21 protein-coding genes are annotated in these 25828 nt (G+C 58.3%); 13 read left to right on the plus strand and 8 right to left on the minus strand.

Annotated features, from left to right (window positions below):
- The first annotated feature begins 41 nt into the window (after positions 1–41).
- The 6 genes from KIN_RS11535 to KIN_RS11560 all read left to right on the plus strand — a co-directional run bounded on the left by KIN_RS11535 (position 42) and on the right by KIN_RS11560 (position 8470).
- Positions 42–1457, plus strand: coding sequence for a YcjX family GTP-binding protein (locus KIN_RS11535; protein ID WP_159807032.1), 1416 nt, complete (start codon positions 42–44; stop codon positions 1455–1457).
- Entirely contained in the window at positions 1454–2488 is a 1035-nt protein-coding gene (locus KIN_RS11540) for a YcjF family protein (RefSeq protein ID WP_159807034.1), read from the plus strand. The genes KIN_RS11535 and KIN_RS11540 overlap by 4 nt, the downstream gene beginning before the upstream one ends.
- A 5-nt stretch (positions 2489–2493) precedes the next feature.
- Complete coding sequence (locus tag KIN_RS11545) at positions 2494–4107, plus strand: FAD-dependent oxidoreductase (protein WP_159807036.1); 1614 nt, start codon at positions 2494–2496, stop codon at positions 4105–4107.
- Between the two features lie 79 nt (positions 4108–4186).
- Positions 4187–4831: a VPLPA-CTERM sorting domain-containing protein gene (locus tag KIN_RS11550; RefSeq protein ID WP_159807038.1), complete on the plus strand. Its 645-nt coding sequence runs from the start codon at positions 4187–4189 to the stop codon at positions 4829–4831.
- Positions 4832–5045: 214 nt separating this feature from the next.
- Positions 5046–7943, plus strand: coding sequence for an isoleucine--tRNA ligase (ileS, locus tag KIN_RS11555; RefSeq protein WP_159807040.1), 2898 nt, complete (start codon positions 5046–5048; stop codon positions 7941–7943).
- Between the two features lie 59 nt (positions 7944–8002).
- Positions 8003–8470, plus strand: a complete 468-nt coding sequence (locus KIN_RS11560) for a methylated-DNA--[protein]-cysteine S-methyltransferase (RefSeq protein WP_243144903.1) — start codon at positions 8003–8005, stop codon at positions 8468–8470.
- Here the strand turns inward: KIN_RS11560 and KIN_RS11565 are convergent.
- From KIN_RS11565 to fsa, 6 genes are all read right to left on the minus strand, one after another.
- Positions 8467–9165, minus strand: a complete 699-nt coding sequence (locus tag KIN_RS11565) for a CDP-alcohol phosphatidyltransferase family protein (protein WP_159807042.1) — start codon at positions 9163–9165, stop codon at positions 8467–8469. The two genes, KIN_RS11560 and KIN_RS11565, sit on opposite strands and share 4 nt — an antisense overlap.
- Before the next feature lie 127 nt (positions 9166–9292).
- Complete coding sequence (locus KIN_RS11570) at positions 9293–9877, minus strand: cytochrome P460 family protein (protein ID WP_159807044.1); 585 nt, start codon at positions 9875–9877, stop codon at positions 9293–9295.
- Between the two features lie 116 nt (positions 9878–9993).
- The gene (locus KIN_RS11575) at positions 9994–10923 is read right to left on the minus strand and encodes a tyrosine recombinase XerC (RefSeq protein ID WP_159807046.1); all 930 of its coding nucleotides are present in this window, start codon (positions 10921–10923) and stop codon (positions 9994–9996) included.
- A 4-nt stretch (positions 10924–10927) separates the two neighbouring features.
- The gene (locus KIN_RS11580; protein WP_159807048.1) at positions 10928–11629 is read right to left on the minus strand and encodes a DUF484 family protein; all 702 of its coding nucleotides are present in this window, start codon (positions 11627–11629) and stop codon (positions 10928–10930) included.
- A 70-nt stretch (positions 11630–11699) separates the two neighbouring features.
- Entirely contained in the window at positions 11700–12851 is a 1152-nt protein-coding gene (locus KIN_RS11585; protein ID WP_159807050.1) for an acetate/propionate family kinase, read from the minus strand.
- A 38-nt stretch (positions 12852–12889) separates the two neighbouring features.
- Complete coding sequence (gene fsa / locus KIN_RS11590) at positions 12890–13543, minus strand: fructose-6-phosphate aldolase (protein ID WP_159807052.1); 654 nt, start codon at positions 13541–13543, stop codon at positions 12890–12892.
- Positions 13544–13582: 39 nt separating this feature from the next.
- Between fsa and KIN_RS11595 the strand changes: the two genes are divergently transcribed.
- From KIN_RS11595 to KIN_RS11610, 4 genes are all read left to right on the plus strand, one after another.
- A complete protein-coding gene (locus KIN_RS11595; RefSeq protein ID WP_159807054.1) occupies positions 13583–15787 on the plus strand; it encodes a primosomal protein N' in 2205 nt (734 codons plus the stop codon).
- A gap of 119 nt (positions 15788–15906) precedes the next feature.
- Entirely contained in the window at positions 15907–17001 is a 1095-nt protein-coding gene (gene hisC, locus KIN_RS11600) for a histidinol-phosphate transaminase (RefSeq protein WP_159807056.1), read from the plus strand.
- On the plus strand, positions 16998–17915 hold the full coding sequence (locus KIN_RS11605) for a prephenate/arogenate dehydrogenase family protein (protein ID WP_159807058.1): 918 nt from the start codon (positions 16998–17000) through the stop codon (positions 17913–17915). The genes hisC and KIN_RS11605 overlap by 4 nt, the downstream gene beginning before the upstream one ends.
- A gap of 13 nt (positions 17916–17928) precedes the next feature.
- Complete coding sequence (locus KIN_RS11610) at positions 17929–18681, plus strand: extensin-like domain-containing protein (protein ID WP_306439006.1); 753 nt, start codon at positions 17929–17931, stop codon at positions 18679–18681.
- On the opposite strand, the gene KIN_RS11615 is transcribed toward KIN_RS11610, so the two are convergent.
- Positions 18678–19679, minus strand: a complete 1002-nt coding sequence (locus tag KIN_RS11615; protein ID WP_159807062.1) for a DUF2125 domain-containing protein — start codon at positions 19677–19679, stop codon at positions 18678–18680. The genes KIN_RS11610 and KIN_RS11615 overlap by 4 nt on opposite strands.
- A gap of 69 nt (positions 19680–19748) precedes the next feature.
- Here KIN_RS11615 and KIN_RS11620 point away from each other — a divergent pair, with 69 nt between their 5' ends.
- The 3 genes from KIN_RS11620 to KIN_RS11630 all read left to right on the plus strand — a co-directional run bounded on the left by KIN_RS11620 (position 19749) and on the right by KIN_RS11630 (position 23369).
- On the plus strand, positions 19749–20303 hold the full coding sequence (locus tag KIN_RS11620; RefSeq protein ID WP_159807064.1) for a gamma-glutamylcyclotransferase: 555 nt from the start codon (positions 19749–19751) through the stop codon (positions 20301–20303).
- A gap of 73 nt (positions 20304–20376) precedes the next feature.
- Entirely contained in the window at positions 20377–21576 is a 1200-nt protein-coding gene (locus tag KIN_RS11625) for a biopolymer transporter ExbB (RefSeq protein ID WP_159807066.1), read from the plus strand.
- A gap of 2 nt (positions 21577–21578) precedes the next feature.
- Positions 21579–23369, plus strand: coding sequence for a peptidoglycan -binding protein (locus KIN_RS11630; RefSeq protein WP_159807067.1), 1791 nt, complete (start codon positions 21579–21581; stop codon positions 23367–23369).
- A gap of 97 nt (positions 23370–23466) precedes the next feature.
- Here the strand turns inward: KIN_RS11630 and clpA are convergent, their stop codons facing one another.
- A complete protein-coding gene (clpA, locus tag KIN_RS11635; protein WP_159807069.1) occupies positions 23467–25797 on the minus strand; it encodes an ATP-dependent Clp protease ATP-binding subunit ClpA in 2331 nt (776 codons plus the stop codon).
- Between the last annotated feature and the right edge of the window lie 31 nt (positions 25798–25828).

The raw sequence follows: 25828 nt of genomic DNA on the forward strand, positions 1-25828 counted from the left end.
CCGATGGCCCTATGTAATGGCGAAACGGTGAGAGGGCGCGTGTGATACTTTACGATATTGTCGATGGCATCGGCAGGACGGTTGAAGGCGCGACCCAAACCGTCACAGGAACGTTTGAGCCAACCATTCGGCTTGGGGTCACTGGGCTGAGCCGGGCGGGAAAGACGGTCTTTATCACATCGCTGGTTGCCAATCTCATGGACCGGGCGCGCATGGGGCAATTGCAGGCGGCAGCGACAGGGTCGATCCAGATGGCGTATCTGCAGCCGCAGCCAGACGATACGATCCCGCGCTTTGATTTTGAGACGCATCTGGCTGCGATGACGGGGCCGTCGCCCACATGGCCAAATTCCACCCGTACAATCTCGGAGCTTCGACTGTCGCTTCGGGTGCAGCCAACCGGATTGCTGGGCGCGTTTTCCGGGCCGCGCACGGTTCATCTGGACATTATCGACTATCCCGGGGAGTGGCTGCTGGATCTGGGATTGATGGATAAGAGCTTTGCGGAGTGGTCCAAGGAAAGTCTGACGCGCGCCGAAGCGCGCGCGCCCGCCACTGACTATCTGGCGCTTCTGTCCCAGACCGATCCTGCGGCGGCCTTGGATGAACCCTGCGCGCAGCGTCTGGCGGCCGCCTACACCACCTATCTTCGGCAAAGCCGTGAAGCGGGACTGTCAGATTGCACCCCGGGGCGGTTCTTGTTGCCCGGTGATCTGGACGGCTCCCCGGTGCTGACATTTGCCCCGCTTCCGGCGCCCGATACCTCCACACGCAAGTCGCTCTACCGAGAGTTCGACCGCCGCTACGAGGCCTACAAATCACGGATCGTGAAGCCGTTCTTTCGGGATCACTTCGCCAGACTTGATCGCCAGATCGTTCTGATTGACGCCTTGGGTGCGATCCATGCCGGTCCGCAGGCAGTCGAGGACATGCGAGGGGCGATGGCTAGCATTCTGGCGGCGTTCCGCCCCGGTCAGAATTCCTGGCTCAGTAAATTGCTCTTCGGCAAGCGTGTCGAAAAAATCCTGTTCGCAGCAACCAAGGCCGATCATCTGCATCATAGTCAGCATCCGCGTTTGACTGCGGTGATGGAAGCACTGCTGCGGGAGGCGAAGGACCGTGCCGATTTTGCGGGCGCCAAAACACACGCGATGTCTTTGGCTGCCTTGCGCGCGACAGTCGAGGACCGGATGGATCATGAGGGGACGCCGCTGGATGTCGTGCGCGGGCGTTTGCTGGATACGGGAAAGCAGGCGGCGTTCTACCCGGGCGAGCTGCCCGCAGATCCCAGCCATTTGCTGACACCTGCACGGGATGGACAGACGGCTTGGTTAGATGGCGATTATGCGATCATGCGGTTCGCGCCCGCCGCCATCGAGTTGAAACCGGGGGAGGGACCGCCCCATATCCGGTTAGACAAGGCAGCGGAGTTTTTGATCGGGGATCGGTTGAGATGAGCGGAGCAAAACCAAAGGGTCCGGTCTTATTTGATCTGGACGATGCGCCACAGATCACGGAACCCGTCACCCCGGCCACTGCACCGGTTGTCCCGGACCTCGACACGCCCAAACCCTCTGGGCAGGCGATGAAAACGCTTGCAGTCGTGGCGGCGCGCCCTCGCAACCGGCTTGTGGGACTCTTCTGGTCGGCGCTCTTGTCTTTGATCGGATTTGCGGTATCCGTCGCGGCATGGGATTTTGTGACCGGTCTGCTCGAACGCAACGCCGTTCTGGGCACGATCGCCATGGTTCTGATCGGCGTCGTCCTTATTGCGCTGCTCTTGCTTGCGGGGCGAGAATGGATCGCCATCGGACGGCTTAAACGCATCGATACGCTGCGGGTCGAAGCTGAAGCGGCCTTGACGACGGGCGATCTGGGCGCGGCGCGGCGGGTGCGGGACCAATTGCTGACGCTGTATTCCAAACGACCCGGTCTCGACGCGGCGCGCGCCACGGTCAAAGAGCGGGCATCGGATAGTTTTGATGCTGATGCCGCGCTGGATCTGGCGGAACGACACTTGCTGGCGCCCTTGGATGCGGCGGCGAAAGCAGAGGTTGAAGCGGCGGCGCGCCAGGTTGCAACGGTCACGGCGATCGTGCCGATTGCACTGGCTGATCTGATCGCAGCGCTGACCGCCAACCTTCGCATGATCCGCCGGATCGCTGAGATCTACGGCGGGCGATCCGGTACGTTGGGCAATTGGCGGCTGACGCGTGCCGTCATGACCCATCTGGTCGCCACTGGGGCTGTGGCTGTGGGGGATGACATGATCAGTTCCATCGCAGGGGGCGGGGTTCTGTCACGCATTTCACGGCGGTTCGGGGAAGGTATCATCAACGGTGCTCTGACCGCCCGCGTCGGCGTGGCCGCCATCGAAGTGTGTCGCCCCTTGCCGTTTCACGCGGAAAAGCCACCTTCCGTCACACGATTGATGCAGCGGGCGCTTACGGGTCTGATCCCAAGCGGCTCTGCCACACCGAAGGACTAGTTCACATGGAAAGTCTCGCCGCCGATCTACGCCAGATGCAGCGTACGCCTCTTCACGACAGCCACGTCGCCGCGCTGCGCAAAGCGGGAAAAATACAGAGCTTCAAGAAGGGCGATATACTCGCCAATGCTGGCGACCGGATGGACAAATTTTACTACGTTCTGGACGGTGAGATTGAAGTCGTTGACCCATACACGTGGGAACGGTATTTGCCGCACGGTTTGGGCCCCACGCAGTTCATGGGCGAGATCGCGTTTCTGAACGGCGGGAATTACTCACTGCCGATGCGCGCGGCCAAGGACACTGAAACGCTTGTGGTCGAGCGCCGCCGGATGCTGGAATTGATGAGCCAAATCCCGGAGATGAGTGATATCATACTGACGGTGTTCGCGGCCCGCCGTCGCCGTCAAATCGAGGACAATGACAGCTCGCTCAAGATCATCGGGGCCGATCAGGACCGCAACATCCGGCGCATCGCTGCGTTCGCGGCGCGCAACAAGATACCTTACCAATCGATGGATTTGGGGTCACCAGATGCGGAAGATACCGCCGAAACGTGCTCGATATCCCACGGCCCAGCTGTGATCTTTGGACAAAACACCGTGGTTGACGATCCAACCCCGCGCAAGATCGCGCAGCTTTTGGGGCTGGATCTGGACATGTCCGAAAGTGAGGTGTTTGACGTCATTATCGTGGGCGGCGGACCAGCGGGCGTGGCCGCAGCGGTCTATGCCGGGGCAGAGGGGCTGTCGGCGCTCGTCGTGGAAGATATCGCGATTGGCGGGCAGGCGGGCACGTCCAGTCGGATTGAGAACTACATGGGCTTCCCGACCGGAATTTCCGGGTCCGATCTGGTCTGGCGCGGCGAGATCCAGGCGATGAAATTCGGAACGCGCTTTGCGATGCCTCGTCGCGTTTGCAATTTGGAAAAACGCGACGACGGCCTTTTTTGCGCGACCTTGGATGATGGCCATGAGGTCTGTGCGAAGGCCATCGTCGTGTCCACCGGTGTTCAGTATCGGCGGTTGCCGTTTGATCGGCTCGAAGAGTTCGAGGGCGCAGGTGTTTATTATGCGGCGACGGACCACGAAGCGCGCTATTGCAAGGGGTCCGAGATCGTCGTCATCGGGGGTGGAAACTCTGCGGGGCAGGCGGCCATGTATCTGTCGCGAACAGCAAAGCATGTCCACGTTTTGGTGCGGGGTAAAACACTGGCGGCCTCCATGTCGGATTACCTTCTGAGCAGGCTGGAAGCGGATCCAAAGATCACCATTCATTATCAGACTGAGCTGTTGAGCTTGGCGGGCGAGGATGAGTTGGGCTGTGTTACAATCTGCGACAAGGCCTCTGGTCAGGACTGGCAGTTGAATGCAAAAGCTTGCTTCATCATGGTCGGGGCGGCTCCGAATACGGAGTGGCTGTCCGGGCTGGTCGATCTGGATGACAAAGGGTTCGTAAAAACGGGGGCGGATGTCGATGAAGCATCGCCGTTTGCCACGTCCCATACGGGTATTTTTGCTGTGGGCGACGTGCGCGCGGGCTCCGTAAAACGTGTGGCAAGCGCGGTCGGCGAAGGGTCGGTCGTCATTTCTCGTGTTTGGGATCACGTGAGTTCTTAACTTCCGTTAATACAAAAGTAATTGAATCTCCCTATAGCTGCCGCGAATTTGACAGAATTCGGGTAATCGGGAAAATAAAGTGCTGAAGTTTAACAAGGGTCTTGCCATTGTCGGGGCAAGCATTTGGGGCGTTGCGGCTGGGGCCAATGCCTCAACCATCCATGGTATCGATTTCCCCCAAGGGGATCTATCTTTTGCTGATCGCATTGTAAGTTACACGCCCGGGGCAGGCGTCACTTCGCGCTACATGAAGAGCGTCGAGGCACGTGGCCTGCCGGACTGGCCAAAGGGCGGCGGCGTCGATTTCGTCTCGCTTGGATTCGGTGGATCGCTGGTGTTGGAATTCACCGACAACTTTCTGACAGCATCGGGCGACGACGCCGCGGACCTGTATGTTTTTGAGATCGGCGATCAGATCGAGGAATTTGAAGTGGCCATCTCGGTCGATGGCACGGACTGGGTTGATTTAGGCATCTACGTGGGTCAACCCAGTGGCATCGATATTGATGCGGTTTCTACCGTTCTGACGGATGAACTTTATAGCTTCGTCCGCTTGATCGATGCGCAGGAAGATCTTCCCGGCGCACCGAATTACGCAGGCGCAGACATTGACGCCGTAGGTGTGATTCAGCGGGTGTCGCTTGTGCCATTGCCCGCCAGTGCGTGGATGCTTTTGGCCGGGCTTGCAGGGCTTGGCGCTGTATCGCGCAAGCGCGCAAAGTAGGTCGGTCCCCAACCGAACCCCATCGCTAGAGCGGGCGCACTTTACGGCGCGGTCGCATCTGCATATAAGCGCGGTCATGACCCGCCCTACGCTGATCATTATTCGAATTATATCCCCGGCGCTCTGACCTGATGAGACGCCGGGCCAAGGTGTTTGAGCCACTCGCACCGCCCCTCCCTTGCTTTTCCGATACGTAGACCAAAGGACGCCACCAATGTGCGCCGACACGCCCGATTACAAAGACACGTTGAACCTGCCTCAGACTGATTTTCCCATGCGCGCAGGGCTGCCCAAGCGGGAGCCCGATTGGCTGGCGCGTTGGGAGAAGATCGGCATCTACGACCGCCTGCGCGAGAAAGACGGCCGAGACAGCTTCACTTTGCATGATGGACCGCCCTATGCGAACGGCCACCTTCATATCGGGCACGCGTTGAACAAGATCCTGAAAGACATGGTCGTGCGCAGCCAACAGATGATGGGCAAAGATGCGCGCTACATCCCCGGTTGGGACTGCCATGGTTTGCCAATCGAGTGGAAGATAGAGGAAAAATACCGCCAGAAGGGCCGCGACAAGGACGCTGTGCCGGTCGTCGAGTTTCGTCAGGAATGCCGCGAGTTCGCTGAAGGCTGGGTGGATATCCAGCGGGATGAGTTTAAGCGTCTGGGCATCACCGGCAACTGGTCTGATCCCTATCTGACCATGGCCTTTCATGCCGAGCGCGTGATCGCCGAAGAGTTCCAGAAGTTCCTGATGAACGGCACGCTCTATCAGGGTTCAAAGCCTGTCATGTGGTCTCCGGTTGAGAAAACCGCGCTGGCCGAGGCGGAGGTGGAATACCACGACCGCCAGACCGATGCGATTTGGGTGAAGTTTCCTGTCGTGCGCGGCAAAGGTCCTGACTTTGAAAGAGCTCAGGTTGTGATCTGGACGACGACGCCGTGGACCATCCCGCAAAACCGGGCAATCTGTTTTGGGCCTGAAATTTCTTACGGGCTCTACGAGGTGATCGGACGGCCCGAGGAATGCTGGGCGACGATTGGCGATCGTTACGTACTGGCCGATGCGCTGGCGGAGGATGTTCTGTCGTCCGCACGGCTGGAGGACGGTATGTATCGACGTCTGGGGGATGTGTCGGCGGAAGAGTTGTCGGCGCTGGTTTGCGCACACCCCCTGCGTGGGGCTGATGGTGCCGAGGGTGAATGGGATTTCGACGTCCCACTTCTGCCCGGGGATCATGTTACTGATGACGCTGGAACGGGTTTTGTCCACACCGCCCCTAGCCATGGCGACGATGACTACGCAATTGGCATCAAGCACGGGCTGCCAATGACCTATAACATCCTTGATGATAGCTCGTTCCGCGCCGATCTACCGCTCTTCGGGGGGGAGGCCGTCCTGAAGCCAAACGGCAAGCCCGGCGGGGCGAACAAGGCTGTTATGGCAAAACTGGTCGATGTGGGCGAACTGTTGGCGCGCAAGCGTATCACGATCAGTGACGCGCATTCCTGGCGGTCCAAGGCACCCGTGATCCGTTTGAACCGTCCCCAATGGTTTGCCGCTGTCGACAAAGAGATCGGCGATGGTCTGGACACCTATGGCAAAACGATCCGGGAACGGGCGCTGACTTCCATCGACAAACTGGTGACGTGGACGCCCCAGACCGGCCGCAACCGGCTCTATTCAATGATCGAAGCGCGGCCCGACTGGGTTCTATCGCGGCAGCGCGCGTGGGGCGTTCCGATGACGTGTTTTATCAAGAAAGACACCAAGCCGGACGCGCCCGATTTCCTCTTGCGCGACCCGGCCGTCAATCAGCGTATTCTGGAGGCGTTTGAGTCTGAAGGTGCGGACGCATGGTATAAGAACGGCGCAAAGGAGCGCTTTCTTGGCAACGATCACAACCCGGATGAGTACGAGCAGGTGTTCGATATCCTCGACGTGTGGTTCGACAGCGGTTCGACGCACGCATTCGTATTGCGGGATCGGCCGGATGGCTCTGACGACGGCTTGGCGGATCTTTATCTGGAAGGCACCGATCAGCATCGTGGGTGGTTCCATTCGTCAATGTTGCAGAGTTGTGGAACGCAGGGACGGGCACCCTATCGGGCGGTGCTGACCCACGGGTTTACGCTGGACGAGAAGGGCATGAAGATGTCCAAGTCCATTGGCAACACCATCGTTCCCGATGAGGTCGTCAAGCAGTATGGCGCGGATATCTTGCGGTTGTGGGTGGCACAGACCGATTACACTGCTGATCAGCGGATCGGGCCGGAAATACTGAAAGGAACCGCAGACAGCTATCGCCGCTTGCGGAATACCATGCGGTTCATGCTGGGCTCGCTCGCGCAGTTTTCCGAAAGCGATCGGACCGCGGCTGAAGACATGCCCGAACTGGAACGCTGGGTTCTGCATCGTCTGTCAGAGCTCGATCAGATCGTTCGGGATGGCTACGCCACCTATGATTTCCAAGGGGTGTTTCAGGCGGTTTTCACCTTTGCAACGGTGGATCTGTCCGCCTTCTACTTCGATATTCGGAAGGACGCGCTATATTGCGACGGTGACACGGCACGCCGCAGGGCAGCCCGTACGGTTCTCGATCTGATCTATCATAGGCTGACCACGTGGCTTGCCCCCGTGCTGGTCTTCACCATGGAAGAAGTCTGGCTGGAACGGTTTCCGGGCGATGACAGTTCTGTCCACTTGGTTGATATCCCCGAGACGCCCGCTGCGTGGCGAGACGATGCGCTGGCTGAAAAGTGGGGGACCGTGCGGCGTGTCCGGCGCGTCGTGACCGGTGCGCTGGAGGTTGAGCGCCGCGAAAAGGTGATCGGGTCTTCTCTCGAAGCGGCGCCGATTGTTCACACAGATGCGGCCACCGTTGATATCCTGAAGACTGTCGCATTTGAGGATATGTGTATCACGTCTGGCCTGCATCTCAGCACAGATCCGGCGCCCGACACCGCGTTCCGCGGGGAGGACAGCAGCGATATTGGCGTGGTGTTCGCAAAGGCTGAAGGAGACAAATGTCAGCGGTGCTGGAAAATCCTCCCGGACGTGGGCAAGCATAGCCATCCGGACGTTTGCAGCCGGTGCGACGATGCGCTTGGCTGAGTGGTGATCCGGCGGGCCATATCGGTTTGCCGGTCACTCCAATCTAGAGAGGTGTCTTGATGTCACCGGGCGATCTGACGAAGGCGAGTGTCGAAACACCGGTTGGTCGCATAAGGGTCGAAGGGTCGGAGAGTATTACAAGCGTGGATTGGGGAGGACCGGTCTACGAGACCGACAATCCGACGTTGTCAGAGGCGGTCCGACAGATCACGGAGTACTTTGCGCGGGAACGCGTGGCTTTTGATTTACCCTTGGCGCCGCGCGGGTCCGCGTTTCAGCAGCAGTTTTATGCTGCGCTTCAAGCCATTCCGTTTGGCGAGACCCGGACTTATGGCGACATCGCGCGCGAACTTGGCGTCTCAGCGCAGGCAATCGGCCAAGCGTGCGGTGCCAACCCCATTCCGATTTTGATCCCGTGTCACCGGGTTCTCGCCGCCACAAGTCTGGGTGGTTTTTCCGGGGCCGGCGGGGTGGAGGCGAAGGTCGCACTGCTGAAGCACGAAGGCGCCGCCTCGCTGTTGATCTAGGCGTTCTGACGTTCCGGGATCAATTGCTGTGCGATGCCAGCGAACAGAAGGTAGATTGATGTCACGACCAGACCCCAATGCGCCCAGCTTTGCGGGTCGAAATCAACCCAAGCCGCCCAACCCGCAAACCATGTCCACGCAAGAGCCATAGGCAGGCTGACCGCGCGCCACCGCTTGGTTCGGACGGGATGAACGAACTTGAGCGGCAGAAACATTGCGACGGCCAGCACGGTGACAAGCGTCAGGATGACCCAGAAATTCGGCTCTAGCGCAAAGACGACGAGGGCCACCATGTTCCAGCAGCCAGGAAAGCCGGAAAAGGAATTATCCTTCGTTTTCATTCTGGTGTCTGCGAAATACATCGCGCTGGCAAAGGTGATCACGATGATGACGAACCACCCCGTCCAGCCCTCGAACAGCCCCGACTGAAACAGCGCGAAAGCCGGAATGAAGACGTAGGTGAGGTAATCGATGATTAGATCCAGAAGCACACCATCAAAGGCTGGCGCATGGGTCTTCACGTTGTAGCGTCTGGCCAAAGGCCCATCGACGCCGTCGACTGCAAAGGCCACGACGAGCCAGAGGAACATCAATGCCCATTTCTCTTCTACGGCCGCCAACATGGCGAGCATCGCAAAGACCGCGCCGGTTGCGGTGAAAAGGTGAACGAACAGCGCTTTGAGTTGAATTGTCATCGGCGTCTCATGCCGGAAGGCACTTCGGTATGTAAAGCGAAACCTTCGCCGGGATCGAGACGTCCTCGCATATGAAAATGCCACGCGCGGTCACACACGTGGCATCTGATCGTTCGGACCGTCTGGGTCAGTTCGAGATTCGAACCTCTTCGAGAGGGTAGGCCAGCATGTCCTGCGTTTCCCAAGCAGAGTGGCAGTCGTGACAGAAGCTTTGCTTCACCTTCATGACCTTGCCATTCGGTTGCACGCCCCCATAGAGCCAGTCGCCGGCATCAGGTGCCGCGCCCGTTTCGAGCTTTGTCATAGTGAAAAGAGGACCAACCCGCCCGGTTTGCTTCTTGGTTATCTTGATACTCTCTTTCGCGAGTACCGCGCCGACAGGCATTACGACGCCCTCTTCCTCAAACTTTAGATATTGCTCGGCTGCGATGTCGTTTGCGAATGTTTGCAGCAGGCGATTGCCGTGGGCGCCAGCAACGGCCGGTCGCGTGGATGTGACGGTCCAACTGCGGAAGGCTGTGCCGATTTCATGGCCCTCTTTGGCGTATCCCTCGGCCATCTTGCCTTCGATACACGCATAAAGCTCAGTGACATCCGCTTCGCCAAGATCGAAAGGATCAGCGGCATTCACGGTGCAATCCGCGGCTTGTGCCACGGCTGTGGTTGCAGCTGTCGCGATGATGGCAGCGGTAAAAAAACGACGAAAATTCATAAAGATGCGGGCCTCCCGTTGGCATTACAGTATCCTTGGGTGGCATCCCCCGCGTGGCTTTTCCATTAAACTAAGTCTGACGAACTGACACAAAGGCGTGATGCCCCTTGGCCCAGTCAGACATTTTCGCCACGCGGATGGGCCTTGTTATAGACCTCCATCAGCCGCGCAGTGTCCACCGCGGTATACGCTTGCGTGGTGGAGAGCGAGGCGTGGCCCAACAGGTCCTGGATCGTGCGTAAGTCACCACCGGCTTCAAGCAGATGGGTCGCAAAGGAATGGCGCATCGCGTGGGGTGTCGCGGTCGCGGGTAAACCAAGTTGAAGACGCGCGCGCTCCATTACCTTTTGAATTACCCGCTGTGAAACCGGCCCGCCGCGTACCCCCCGAAAGACAAGATCTTGCGGGGCAAGCTCGAAGGGCAGGAGCTTTAGATAGCGATCAACAGCGGTGCGCGCGGGCGCAATCACGGGCACAACGCGCTCTTTCCGGCCTTTCCCCACGATACGCAACACATCCGCGATCGGCATCTCAGCCATGGTCAGGGATAACGCCTCTGATATGCGAAGACCGCAACCGTACAGCAGCGTGACCACCGCCATATCCCGCGCGGCGACCCAGTCTTCGGAGGTTTGCAGCCCGACCGTTTCGATCATCGTTTTCGCAGCATCCGGATCAAGCGGGCGGGGTAGTTTTTTCTGAAACTTTGGGGCGCGGGCCGACAACACCGCTGTCGCGTCAAACCCATCGCGTTGGGAAAACCAGCGGAAGAAGGACTTCACGGCGGACAATCGGCGCGCCAGAGATCGCGGTTGGACGCCGCGTCTGCGCTCGTGCGCCATCCAGCCCCGCATATCGCTTTGACTGACCCTTGTCAGTGGCGCCACGCCTTGGGCTGCCCCGTGATGTTCCGTCAGGAACGCAATGAAATTGTAGACGTCGTTGCGATAGGCCTCGACCGTATGATCCGCGACATCATCAAGCGCTTTCAGGCGCATCAACCAATCCTGCGCCAGATCACGTGCCGCGGGCGATATCAGGTCCATCGCGTCAGGCCAGATGCCGCCGGATCGAGCGCTCGAACACGCCACCAAAGAACGACAGAAGATCCGTGCCCTGGCTTGGACGGAACTGATGCGGGTTCTCGGATCCCATCACCAGAAGGCCCGGCAAACGGCCGTTCCCCAGATCAAGGCGAATGAGCGCTTCAGATTTGATGAACGGGGCCTGATCGCCGTAAACCTCGGGCGAAGCGGGAGAGACTTGCCTCAGCGTGACGGGACGAACTGCGATATCACGCCCCGCGGTGATGTAATGATCCACCACACCCGGACCAACCGCACGCAACACCTCATCAAAGCCTACGGATGGCCCAAGCGGATCGCGGCTTTCAAGGATCAGGCGGACGGCTGTCACTTTCAGGGCTTCGGGTAACTCGGTCGCCAGACTTTTAAGAAAGCTGGGAAAATCCACCGGATCCAGCACCCGAAGGGCTGCGTTGTGGACCAGATTTGTCCCTGCGAGATTGTCGTAAGCTGCTGCGATAACCGCCTTGTGTGTCTCTTCAAGACGATCAAGGCGGGCTTCGAGGCGCTCCATCGCGATGCCGCGCAAATCGACGATATTGCTGCCGTGGGTCCGTTCGTTGGCGTCAATCAGCGCACGCATCACATCCTGATCTTCCAGGACAACTTCGGGTTCGGACAGTATAGAGGCGCGCACGGTGTCGCGCACATCTGCTTTGGTGCTCATGCCTGTATTCCTTTTTTCTTTTTCCTATAGCGGAAAGAAAATCGGATTTCACCAGCAGAGTTCTAGAAAGCTAGGAAACGGCCTGAGGGGTTGCGCAAAGCGCACGGGCGATCACACGTTCCTCGTCGGTTGGGATAACCAACACGCGGGTGTCGCCCGTTCCTATTTCCTCACGGTTTTCGCGATTGGCCGCCTCGTCGATGGCAATCCCCATGAAGCCAAGCGCCTCTGTGGCGCGGGCGCGGATCAGGCGCGAATTCTCGCCGATGCCCCCGGTGAAAACCAGACCGTCGATCCCGCCCAGACTTGCCGCCATTGCGCCGATCTCGCGCTGCAGCCGGAACACGTAGTAGTCGATGGCTTGGGCTGCCTCGGGCGCGTCGGAGGCTTCAAGGGTGCGCATATCGCTTGTGAGACCGGACAGGCCAAGTATGCCGCTTTCCCGGTAAAGCAATGTGGTCAGTTCAGCGGCACTCATCCCGCGCTGATCCATGAGATAAAGTAATACACCAGGATCAAGCTGGCCCGAGCGGGTTCCCATCGGCAGCCCGTCAAGCGCGGAAAAGCCCATGGTTGAAGCGAGGCTTTTCCCTTCCTTGATCGCACAGATGGACGCCCCGTTTCCTAGATGTGCCACGACAAGGCGACCTTTGGTGAGGTTGGGGTGCCGTTCAGCGAGAACGCCCGTGATGTAGTCATAGCTCAGCCCGTGGAAGCCATAGCGTCGGACACCTTCCCGGTAAAACCGACGGGGCAGGGCAAAGGTGTCGTTCACCCACGGATGGCCGCGGTGGAAGGACGTGTCAAAGCATCCCATCTGAACCGCATCCGGGAATGTTGCGATGGCTGCATCCACGCAAGTAAGATTATGCGGCTGATGGAGCGGTGCCAGAGGCGCCAAAAGGCGGAGTTTTACCAGCACCGCCTCGGTCAGAACTGTGGGTCCCAAAAAATCGGTACCACCATGCGCGATCCGGTGACCAACGCCCGTAATGGCCTCGCCACCTATGTGGTCCCAGACCGTTGTCAAAATCTCGTCGAGGGCGCGGGTGTGGTCCGTCATACCCAGAGGGCGATCATCCTCGCCGTCTATGACCATCCGCGCGTCGGGGCCAAGTCGTTCCACTTGGCCCGCGATGATGAGATCCGGCTCGTCTGCCTTGCGGTAGACCCCGAACTTCAACGAAGACGACCCCGCGTTCAGTGTCAGAAGCAATGCCACTTCGCAATCCTTTGCAATTGTTTGGCGGGAACCGCCGCTTACAAGATCTTCTGACCAGTTTTTTCCCAGTCTTTCAGGAACGCGGCCAAGCCCTTGTCGGTCAGAACGTGATCCGCCATTTTCTTGATAACTGCGGGTGGCGCCGTGGCGACATCCGCACCAATCTTGGCTGCGTCCGACATGTGGTTTACAGAGCGGATCGAGGCTGCGAGAATTTCCGTCTCGAACCCGTAATTGTCATAGATTTCCCGGATATCCGCGATCAGCTCCATGCCATCGAGATTGAGGTCATCAAGCCGCCCGATGAAGGGCGAGATAAAGCTTGCCCCCGCCTTGGCGGCCAAGAGGGCCTGGTTTGCGGTGAAGCATAATGTGACGTTCACCATCCGGCCTTCATTGGTCAGCGTGTTGCACGCCTTGAGACCGGCCCATGTCAGCGGCACTTTCACTGCGATGTTGTTCGCGATTTTCGCGAGCTTGCGGCCTTCCTCAATCATCGCATCGGCTTCGGTGGCGACGACCTCTGCCGAGACCGGACCATCGACCAGATCACAGATCTCCTTGGTCACTTCGAGGATGTCGCGGCCCGATTTCATGATCAGCGACGGGTTTGTGGTGACGCCGTCGACCATTCCCAGATCATTCAGTTCTGCAATCTCGTCAATTTCGGCAGTATCTACGAAGAATTTCATGGCGGCACCCTCCAAATTGGTTCGCCGTCCGTCTACCCCATGTGGTGCGGGGCCGGAAGGGTGAGTGACGGTTTTTTCCATGAGGGCGACCTGGTCGGGGTTCTGACAACGCAGCCGCTTGATCGTTTACTTGACTACAAGGCACCCGAAGGCGGATGCCAGATTGGTGCCTATGTCGAGGTGCCTCTGGGGCCACGCAAGGTTCTGGGCGTTGTCTGGGGCGACGGGCGCGGCGACTGGGACATCTCGAAAGTGCGCAGCGTGATCCGCGTTCTGGACGCCCCGCCCATGCGGGCTGAGATGCAAGAGTTTCTGGCCAAAGCAGGCGCCTACACGCTGACGCCTATGACTGCCATGTTGCGGTTGGCAACCCGGGCGCCTGGGCTGAGTGATCCGCCGTCCATGCGCAAGATCTATCGGTACGGTACAGGTCAGGTCGACCGTATGACACCGGCCCGCCAAAAGGTGTTGGCCGTGTTGGAGGAATACGGCGGTTTAGCCTTTACCCTGAAGGAACTGGCGGAACAGGCGGGTGTCGGCACGTCAGTCGTTAAAGGATTGGTCTCGCAAGGCGCGGTTCGCGAAGAAGACAGCCCCCGTGATTTGCCGTTTCCCCGGCTGGATCCCGGCTTGCCCGGCAAAGCGCTGAACGCAGATCAGGCGGCGGCGGTTGAGACATTGAACACCGGTGAAGGCTACGCAACGACGCTTTTGAAAGGCGTCACAGGCTCAGGCAAGACAGAGGTTTACCTCGAAGCCGTCGCAGCCTGTTTGAAACAGGGCCGACAGGCCCTCGTGCTTTTGCCCGAAATTGCCCTGACGAGCGAATTTCTGACGCGGGTCGAGGCGCGGTTTGGGGCGCGTCCTGCGGAATGGCACTCCGGTGTTACGATGACGGAACGCCGCCGCGTTTGGAAAATGGTGGGCCAAGGTGAGGCCCAGTTTGTCGTGGGCGCGCGGTCCGCGCTGTTTCTGCCATATCGGGATTTGGGCCTGATCGTTGTGGATGAAGAACACGACACGTCCTACAAACAAGAGGACGGCGTGCTCTACAATGCGCGCGATATGGCCGTTCTGAGGGCCTCGCTGTGCGGGGCGAAGGTGGTGCTGGCCTCCGCGACACCAAGCCTTGAAAGCTGGGCCAATGCAGAAGCAGGGAAGTACCGCCGCGTCGAGCTAAAGACCCGCTTTGGCAGCGCTGTCATGCCAGATATGCGCGCCATTGACATGCGGGTCGAGGATTTGCCGGGCGGGCGTTGGGTGTCGCCGACCCTGCAAGGTGAGATCGCGGCGCGGATCGAGCGGGGCGAGCAATCGCTGATCTTCCTCAACCGTCGGGGGTATGCACCGGTCACCTTGTGTCGGGCCTGTGGCAATCAGATCGGATGCGATCACTGTGACGCCCGGATGGTCGAGCACCGCTTTCTCAAGCGCCTGATGTGCCATCAATGCGGGGAGACAAAGCCGATCCCGACCACATGCCCCAGTTGCGAGGCCGAGGATCGTCTGGCCCCCATCGGGCCCGGGGTGGAGCGGATGGGCGAGGAAGTTTCTGCTCTCTTCCCAGACGCGAGGGTCGCCGTGCTGTCGTCGGATCTCTATGGCACCGCGCGACAATTAAAGGCGCAGATTGAAGCCATCGCGGATGGAGCCGCGGATGTAATCATCGGCACACAACTGGTGGCGAAGGGGCATAATTTTCCGCTGCTGACGCTTGTAGGGGTAATCGATGCCGATCTTGGCCTGCAGGGGTCGGACCTTCGGGCGGCGGAGCGCACGTTTCAGTTGATGCGACAGGTTGCCGGTCGCGCGGGGCGAGCCGAGAAACCTGGCTTGGCCCTACTGCAAACCTTTCAACCGGAGCATCCCGTTATCCGCGCGATCCTAAGCGGTGACGAAGAAGGTTTCTGGCGCGCAGAAGCCGCTGAACGAGAAGAGGCCGGCGTTCCGCCCTTCGGGCGCATGGCTGGAATTGTTCTGTCCGGACCAGAGGTCGGTGCGGTCTTTGACCTAGGCAATCATCTCGCGCGTAACGATGCGCCCCTCCGCCGGGTCGGCGCGCAGGTGTTTGGCCCTGCGCCTGCGCCTATTGCCCGGATTAGAGGCCGCCACAGAGTCAGACTTTTGGTCAAGGCGCCCAAGGGCGTGGCGCTTCAACAAGCGCTTGCTGACTGGACACGCCCGCTCAAGCTGAAAGGGGATCTCCGATTGAGCATCGATATCGACCCTCAAACATTCTTCTGATCCTCGACGTCAATATGTACAATACAGTCAGTCATATCTGCCTGCGGTAGTGTGCGGCCTTTCATTCGCCAAGTCCGGTCGCTAGAACGAGCCAGAACGTTCGCAAGGGATCACCGGCCATGACCATCTATCCGCAGCCTGGAATTATGGATATTTCGCTGTATCAGGGTGGTGCGGGTCATATCGAGGGGGTGTCTGACGTCGTCAAACTCTCCTCCAACGAAAACCCTCTTGGTCCCAGTCCCCGTGCGTCTGATGCACTTCGGCAGGCCGCTGGTATGTTGCATCTCTACCCCTCGACCACACATGACGACTTACGCACGGCCATAGGCAATGTTCATGAGATGGATCCCGAGCAGATCATTTGCGGTGTCGGCTCCGACGAGATCATTTCCTTTCTGTGCTATGCCTTTGCAGGGCCGGGCGACGAGGTGCTCTATACCGAGCATGGGTTTGCGATGTACCGGATCTCCGCGCTGGCGGCGGGCGCGACGCCTGTCGTGGCACCTGAGACAGACCGGACCGCGGATGTCGACGCTATCCTTGACGCTTGCACGTCCGCGACGCGGCTGGTCTTCATTGCCAACCCGAACAATCCGACAGGTACGATGATTTCGGAAGAGGACATAGAGCGCCTCGCAGATAACCTGCCCGACGAGGTGCTCTTGGTGTTGGATGGGGCCTATGCCGAATACGTCGAAGGTTACGACGGCGGGAAGAGCATTATCGACGCGCGCGAAAATGTCTTCATGACGCGCACCTTCTCAAAAATTTATGGACTGGGCGGTTTGCGGGTCGGCTGGGGTTATGGACCGCAGAACATCATCGATGTGCTGAACCGCATCAGAGGTCCATTCAACCTGTCTTCCCCCGCATTGGTCGCAGCCGAAGCTGCCATGCGCGATCAGGCCTATATCGCGCGCTGTCGGTCCGAAAATCTGCGCCTGCGAGCAATGATGTCGGAGGAGTTTGCGCGGATCGGGATCGTGTGTGACCCCTCCTTTGCGAACTTTCTACTGCCTCGGTTCGACAGCGAAGAGATGGCTGAAGGTTGCGACGCGTATCTCAAAACGCGTGGGGTGATCGTGCGCAAAGTCGGCGGATACGGTCTGCCCCATTGCCTGCGGGTGACAATTGGGGATGAGTTGGGCTGCAAGCGCGCGATCCGCGGCATAGAGGCGTATCTCGCTGGAAAGCGGAGCTTGCCTGCATGAGCCAAATCTACGAACGGGTCGCACTGATCGGCCTGGGTCTCATTGCGTCCTCCATTGCGCACGCCGCGCGGCGCGCCGGTGTGGCAGGTGAAATCGTTGGCTACGCGCGTTCTGCAGAGACGCGTGGGATCGCCCGCGAAATCGAACTGTGTGATCGGATCACCGAGACGATGCAAGACGCAGTCGAAGGCGCTGATCTGGTCATTTTATGTGTACCCGTCGGTGTTATGGGTGATGTTGCGAAAGAGATTGCCCCCCACTTGGCAGACGGAGCGACGGTTTCAGATGTGGGCTCTACAAAGCGTGCGGTGATTGCTGCTGTTCAACCGCATATGCCCGGTCACATTCATTTCATCCCGGCACATCCCGTTGCTGGAACGGAGCAGTCGGGCCCGCGCTCGGGTTTCGAGACATTGTTTGACAACCGTTGGTGTCTTTTGACGCCGCTGCCAGATACGTCTGACGCGAAGCTCGAGACGTTCACGCAGTTCTGGCGAGCGTTGGGGTCTAACGTGGATTTCATGGATCCCGATCACCACGATCTTGTCTTGGCCGTCACGTCCCATGCGCCACATTTGATCGCCTATACAATGGTCGGCGTAGCAGACGATCTCAGCCGGGTGACTGACAGTGAGGTCGTGAAGTATTCCGCCGCCGGGTTTCGAGACTTCACGCGGATCGCTGCATCTGATCCGACCATGTGGCGCGATGTGTTTCTGACCAACAAGGATGCAACGCTCGAAATTCTAGGTCGGTTTACGGAAGAGCTTTTCGCACTTCAACGCGCCATCAGAACCGGGGATGGTGAGCATCTACATGATTATTTCACCCGAACCCGTGCAATCCGTCGCGGCGTCATCGAAGCGGGTCAAGACACGGACGCACCTGATTTTGGACGCGGTGGACCTAACTGAGATGCGAAGTCTGATGGTCGTCGCGCTGTTTCTTTCTTGCTTGCCAACTTGGGGCAGCGCTGGCGCGCCGGACACATCTATCCGACCTCTTGAGCGGCCGGCCGTCCGGATCATCAAGGAAGAGGTTACGTCGGTCAGGCCGGTCATCCGCCCGAGGATCATTTCTCAAACCAGGCAGCGACAGCGTCAGGGCTTGGGTGCGACGGTCACGCAGGTGGCGTCTCGTATCGCTCGGGGGTCCCAAGGATCGGTTTGCGGGGATAGCACGATCAAGGGGACGAAAATATCACCGATCCCGGGCCGGATCCGCGGGTGTGGTGTCAGAAACCCCGTGAAGTTGACTGAGATTGACGGCGTGGGCTTGACCCAACCGGCAACGATTGATTGCAACACGGCCCGCGCATTGAAGGCATGGGTCAAAGACGGTGTGAAACCTGCCGTCGGGCGGCGCGGTGGTGGCGTGAAATCTCTGAGGGTTGCAGCCCACTATACATGTCGCACCCGCAACAACCGGACTGGGGCCAAGATTTCAGAGCATGGCAAGGGGCGGGCCATCGACATTTCCGGTATCCTTCTGAATGACGGTAGTGAGATCACGGTCCTGAAGGGTTGGCGAACCCAACGGGAAGGACGGATGCTGCGAAAGATGCACAAAGCGGCCTGCGGACCTTTTGGGACGGTGCTGGGTCCTGATTCCGACCGCTTCCATCAGGACCATTTCCATTTCGATACCGCTCAGTACCGCTCCGGATCCTACTGCCGCTAGCGCAAAACCAGTTTCGGGGCATCGCCGAACGGAATTGGACCAATATACATTCCACCGCTGCGGAAACTGACCGTTACATCAATGCTGTTCTCGCCGCCGGATGTCCCGGAAAAAAGGCCAAGGCCCAGTTCGACGCTGGACGCGAGGCTTTCGTTTAACGCACCTGACTCGACGGCCATCCGGATCATCTCCCGCCAGTTGCGCGCATTGAGTTTGATGTCACCCGTTGGCGTTCCGTCGCTGCTGACCTCCAAATCACCGGCAAGGCGAATGTTCAACTCGCCCCAACTGCCCTCAACCTTGTTGAGGGTAAGGGATGTAATATCGGGCCGCGCCTCTTCGATCGTCAGCTTACTCAGCGGCTCACTGAACCCAGCAACAACATCCACGGTCAGCCCCTCGATGATGCCGGGCAGCGTACCGCCCTGATCAAGTAGCTTACGAAGCGGTTCCCCGGGCTGCACCTGATCAGCCGTGACCGCGATGTCGTAGCTTAGGGGTGTTCCCTCTGTCTCTCGAATGGCCGCATTCAGCGTGCGAAACCCGGTGGTCCACCCATCCGTCGAGGCGAAGGTCGCGTCGTCCATGATCAGTGTCGCCCGACGCAGGTCGAGTGTTTCGCTTGGGGCAACCACCATGCTTGCATTCATCTTTTGCGAGGCAATATCTATGCGCCGTTCCGGCGTGGCGAAGGTTTGCGTGTTGGGCCAAACCGCAATTATATGGTTCGGCTGGTAGCTCAGAGACATCAGCTGGAAAAACGGGGCTGACCAAGACCAGCCCGTCTCTGGATCTGTCAGCTGTACGTCTTCGAATGTCGTATCGAACCGATTGGGATACCCTGCCAAATCGAAGTCGGACACTTCGACTTGCCAGCCCTCGTCTGCTCGCGCGGCGAGCCAGTTGTTCAGTTCTGACTTGGTTTTCTGCGCGCCGATGAACCAGTAGCCTGACCAGAGCGCTGCACCGACCAAGACCGCAACCAGAAGTTTCTTCATCCGGTATCCTTTTTCCTTTCCCGTCCCGCCGCATCGTCTTACAAGCCAAGCCCGGAAAGGACCAGTCACGTGACCGATGGACAACTTTGGGTTTTCGCGTATGGCTCGCTTCTCTGGGATCCCGGATTTGAAGTTGCCGAGCGCCAAATTGCTGTTTTAGCCGATCACCATCGGTCGTTTTGCATGTGGTCCATCCATCACCGAGGCACCGTTCAAGATCCCGGCTTGGTTTTGGCGCTCGACCGGGCTCAAGGCACGCGATGTACCGGTCTTGCGCTGCGCGTCCCCGCGGGAAACGAAGATGACACACTGGCGTATTTGCGGGAACGGGAACTGATTTCCGCGGCCTACACCGAGGAAATCTGCGCGGTGACCCTTGAAGGCGGACCGGCGGTTCGGGCGGTGACTTACGTTATTGATCCGGGCCATGTGCAGTATTGCGGGGACCTGCCGCTCGAGCGTCAAGCCCAGGTTATTGCGACGTCTGTCGGTGGGCGCGGCCCGAACCACGAATACCTGTCTCGGACCTATTCTCAACTGCAGGCTTTGGGGATTGATGACCCTGACATGGCGTGGCTGGAACGTCGCGTTGCAGAATTGACGAAGGGTGCCGGCCAACATTGACTTTGACACAGGTCCGGTCGCTCGTATCATCCCGTCGAAAAACAAGAAAACAGGCAATAACGGCGGTACACCTATGCAATCCACGCAAAAGATTTTTGCGTCACAGTTCAAGCAACCTGTGCGCCAGATATTCACGATGCTTGTTGTCTTGGCCTTGGTTGCCGTTGGTGGGACACTCATATTTCCCGCTGTCAAACCGGTGTTTCTCGCAAACCCGTATTTGAACGGTTTCATCCTCGTCGTTTTCTTCTTCGGGGTATGCGCCTGTTTTTGGCAGGTCATTCAACTGACCTCTTCGGTTTCATGGATACAGTCATTTGCCGATAACGCACCGGGGCATGAATCTGCGCGTGTCCCCCAGCTTTTGGCGTCCTTGGCCGCGTTGCTCCGGGAACGTGGCACGCGGATGCAGATCAATACATCGTCAGCGCGGACCATTCTGGACTCGGTCGCAATCCGGATGGACGAGTCCCGTGATATCACGCGCTACATCATCAACCTCTTGATTTTCCTAGGTCTTCTAGGAACGTTTTACGGCCTCGCAACGACAATCCCCGGTGTGGTGGATACAATCCGGTCGCTTAATCTCAGTGACGGAGAGAACGGCGCTGCGGTCGTTGGCCAGCTTTTGGACGGCCTTGAAGGTCAACTGGCTGGCATGGGCACGGCATTTGCCTCCTCCCTCCTTGGACTGGCAGGATCACTTGTTGTGGGCCTTCTGGAGCTTTTTGCGGGACACGGGCAGAACCGCTTTTACCGCGAGATGGAAGAATGGCTTTCCACCATCACGCGGGTCGGTTTTGCGACCGGTGACGCCGAAGGCGGTGGGTTCGATCAAAGTGTGGTCGCCACCGTTCTGGATCATATGGTGGAACAGATCGATAGTCTGCAAGGGCTCTTTCGGAAGGCTGAGCACAGTCGACTTGAAACCGAAGAGAAGATCGATGTGCTCACGGGCGCGATGCTGCGAATGACAGAACGGCTTGAGTCAGCGGTCGATCCAACGGACGTTTTGGTGCAGATCGCCGAAAACCAAGAGCGGATGAACGACACTCTATCCCAGCAGAAAGTTGCATCTGCGCCACAGACCCAAGAGGCCGACCCCGAAGCGAAAATGCGTCTGCGCAGCATCGACGTGCAGCTTCTGAAAGTGCTCGAAGAGATGTCTGCGGGCCGAACGGAAAACGCCACGCAGATCCATGACGGTCTGGCGCGATTGACCCGAGCTGTCGAGAACCTGCACAACAACACCCGTGAAATACAGGGCGAATAGCCATGGCGCTCTCACGCAGAAATGGAAAGCGGTTCGAGGCCAATATCTGGCCGGGTTTCGTCGATGCAATGACGGCTTTGTTGTTGGTCCTGATCTTCGTTCTTTCGATTTTCATGATCTTTCAGTTCATGTTGCGAGAGACCATCACGAACCAAGACAGCGAGTTGGACGCCCTCGGAGAACAAGTCTCTGAGCTGGCAAACGCCTTGGGGCTCGAACAACAGCGTGGGGCAAGTCTAGAAGATCAGATCGCGGGGTTGGACACAGCGCTGGAGGAAAGTCTGAGTGAGGGGGAGCGTCAAGCGGCTCTGATCGCTTCTTTGACCTCGCAGAACGAAACCCAAGCTGGGCGGTTGGCCAGTTTCGAAGAGCAGGTCGCTGGTCTCTTGCGGGACCGTAGTGCTTTGCAAAACCAAGTTTCTGATCTGACGGGCGAGCGGGACGCGGCTCGTGACAGCAATGATACGTTGACCGCACGGCTGGAAGATATCGAAGCAGGACTTGCACGCGAGATCTCTGAGAAAGAAGCGGCCCAGTTGGCTCTTGCGCAAGCCCGGACCGAAATCGATACCGCGGCGGAAGAGGCCCGGCTAGCAGCCGCCCGACGCGAAGCTTTACAGGCCTTGGTCGCTGACCTGCGCAGCGAGAACGCAGAACAGTCCGAAGCATTGAGTGATGCAGAGGCCAATCGTCTCGCTGATGCGGCCGCGGCCGAGGCGCTGCGTGATCGTCTGCAAAACGCGGACGCCGAACTGACTGCGTTATCTTTGGCTTTGGAAGAAAAACGTCAGGACGCCGAAGATACGCTGACATTGCTTGCCGCCGCCAATGCCGCACGGGATGATGTCGAAGATCGTTTGGCCAGCGCATTGGCAGATATCGAGGCCGCACGGGGGCAATCCGAGGAATTATCTGGAGAGCGTGCTGATCTGCGGGCCGAACTTGCATCAGCTCTGGCAGCTCAAAGACGTGCGCGTGAGGCCGAAGAAACGGCGCTGACGCAAGCCCAAGAACGCGCGATCCTTCTGTCCTCGGCGCGAGAAACCCTGTCAGAAGAACAAGAGCGAAGCGCTGAAAGTCAACGTCAGGTTGAGGCGCTGAACCAGCAGATTGCGGCGCTCAGGACGCAGCTTGGATCGCTTCAATCTGTTCTGGATGAGGCAGGCGTCAGGGATGCGGAGGCTGACGTGCAAATTCAAGCACTTGGCACCCAGCTTAACACCGCGCTTGCCCAGGTGGCCGCAGAACAGCGCAGGCTTGCAGAAGAACGGCAACGGCGCCTTGCCCTTGAGGAGGCGGAGCGCCAACGGCTGGAAGAAGAAGCCAATGAGTTGAAGAACTACAGGTCTGAATTCTTCGGTCAGTTGCGTGCGTTGCTGGGTGACCAGGAAGGTGTGCAGATCCAAGGGGATCGTTTTGTCTTCTCGTCCGAAGTTCTATTTGACCCCGGTCGTGCGCAGCTGTCCTTCTTGGGCCGTCAGGAAATCGCAAAGGTCGCGAACATTCTGAGTGAGGTGGCAGACGACATCCCGGAAACGCTGGACTGGATCATCCGGGTTGATGGGCATACCGATAATACCCCGCTCTCCGGGCGGGGCGCCTACCGGGACAATTGGGAGCTTAGCCAAGCCCGCGCCTTGTCTGTTGTGAGGTATATGAGCCAGAATCTGGGAATCCCCTCTGATCGTCTGGCCGCCAACGGGTTCGGAGAGTATCAGCCGATCAACCCGGCTGACACACCGGAAGCGCGCGCGCAGAATCGGCGGATCGAATTGAAGCTGACTGAGAAATAGGCACGGACAGCAAAATACCAGTCAGCAGATACTAAACGAAAAAAGCCCCGCGTTCTGATCAGAATGCGGGGCCTTAAATTTTCGGTTTCGACGGGCTTTATTCGGCGGTCAGCAACGGTGGTTGCTTTTTACTCGATATTCTCGCGTTCTCCGGCTCCAGGATCCGGAGGTCGATCTTACCGTCTTTGATCCCGACTTTGACCACGCCGCCTTTCGCCAGCTTCCCGAACAAAAGTTCTTCTGCGAGCGGCTTCTTTATCTCTTCCTGAATGACGCGACCCAATGGGCGCGCACCCATCTTTTCGTCATATCCCTTGTCGCCGAGCCATTCCGCCGCAGCAGGAGTAAGCTCAATGGTAACATTGCGGTCCATAAGCTGAGCTTCCAGCTGAAGCACGAACTTCTCGACCACGCGGTTGATGACCTTCTGGCTGAGCGGCGCAAAGCTTACGACGGCGTCCAGACGGTTCCGGAATTCCGGCGTGAACGTCCGTTCGATCGCTGCTGTGTCTTCCCCTTCGCGACGGTCACGGCCAAATCCTATGGCTGCCTTAGCCATATCTGCCGCCCCCGCATTCGAGGTCATAATCAAGATCACATTCCGGAAATCAGTTGTCCGACCGTTGTGATCGGTCAGCTTGCCGTGGTCCATCACCTGCAGGAGGATATTGTAGACATCTGGATGCGCTTTCTCAATCTCGTCCAAAAGCAAGACGCAATGGGGGTTCTGATCCACACCATCCGTCAGCATACCGCCCTGATCGAAGCCGACATAGCCTGGAGGCGCACCGATCAGGCGCGAAACTGCGTGTTTCTCCATGTATTCGGACATGTCGAAGCGGATCAGTTCCACGCCGAGGGTACTTGCCAGCTGCTTTGCCACTTCCGTTTTGCCCACCCCAGTGGGGCCCGCAAACAGATAATTGCCGATGGGTTTTTCCGGCTCGCGCAGACCAGCGCGTGACAGCTTGATTGCGGACGACAGCGTCTCGATCGCATCATCCTGACCGAATACGACCCGTTTCAAAGCTTTCTCAAGATCTTTCAGAGTCTCCGCATCGTCCTTCGAAACGGTTTTTGGTGGAATGCGCGCAATCTTTGCGACCACTGACTCAATCTCTTTGATACCAATGGTTTTGCGCCGCTTGCTTTCAGCGACAAGATGCTGGGCGGCACCAGCTTCATCAATCACATCGATGGCTTTGTCTGGCAGCTTGCGGTCGTGAATATATCTTGCGGACAATTCAACGGCCGATTTGATCGCATCCGTGGTGTATTTGATCGCATGATGCTCCTCAAAATAAGGCTTCAGTCCTTTGAGGATTTTCACGGCATCATCTACGGATGGTTCTGTCACGTCGATTTTCTGGAACCGACGGCTCAGCGCGCGATCTTTTTCGAAGTGCTGACGAAACTCCTTGTATGTGGTGGAGCCCATGCACCGCAGTTTTCCGCCCTGCAGTGCTGGTTTCAGCAAGTTGGAGGCATCCATCGCGCCGCCTGATGTGGCGCCTGCGCCAATCACTGTATGGATTTCGTCAATAAACAGAACTGCATCTTCGTGTTCTTCCAGCTCGGTCATCACGGCCTTCAGACGTTCTTCGAAGTCACCGCGATACCGTGTACCAGCAAGAAGTGCGCCCATGTCCAATGAATAAATCGTTGTGTTGGACAGAACCTCAGGCGTGTCGCCCCCGACAATTTTGTGGGCCAAACCCTCTGCGATCGCGGTTTTGCCGACACCGGGGTCACCCACCAAAAGCGGGTTGTTCTTGCGACGGCGGCATAGCACTTGAATGCAGCGCTCGACTTCTTGGTCGCGGCCGATCAATGGATCAACGTCGCCCTTGCGGGATTTTTCGTTCAGGTCGACGCAGTATTTCGCAAGGGCCGATTCTTTGCCTTCACCCTCGTCAGCGTTTTCGATGGTCGCATCTTCATCGAACTCGGTTGCGCCGGTAATCGGGCGCGCTTCCCCGAAGTTAGGATCTTTTGCGACACCATGGGCGATGTAGTTGACCGCGTCATAGCGCGTCATTTCCTGCTCCTGCAGGAAGAAAGCCGCATTGCTTTCGCGCTCCGCGAAGATCGCGACCAGAACGTTCGCACCGGTCACTTCTGTTCGGCCGGATGACTGAACGTGAATGGCCGCGCGTTGAATCACACGCTGGAAGGCTGCCGTAGGCACAGCCTCGGAGCCGTCGACATCCGTTACGAGTGTCGAGAGTTCATCTTCGATGAATTCGGTCAGTGTGTTGCGCAGAATTTCAAGGTCTACACCGCAAGCCTGCATTACTTTGGCGGCGTCAGGCTCGTCCGTAAGGGCGAGCAGCAGATGCTCAAGCGTTGCCAATTCGTGGCGGTGTGCATTGGCTTGAGCAAGTGCAGTGTGAATTGCTTTTTCGAGAGTGTCCGAGAATGATGGCACCCAAATGCTCCTTATACGAGGGCAGGCACGG

It is taken from the genome of Litoreibacter roseus, from assembly GCF_009811795.1.
In the GTDB taxonomy this organism is placed as follows: domain Bacteria; phylum Pseudomonadota; class Alphaproteobacteria; order Rhodobacterales; family Rhodobacteraceae; genus Litoreibacter; species Litoreibacter roseus.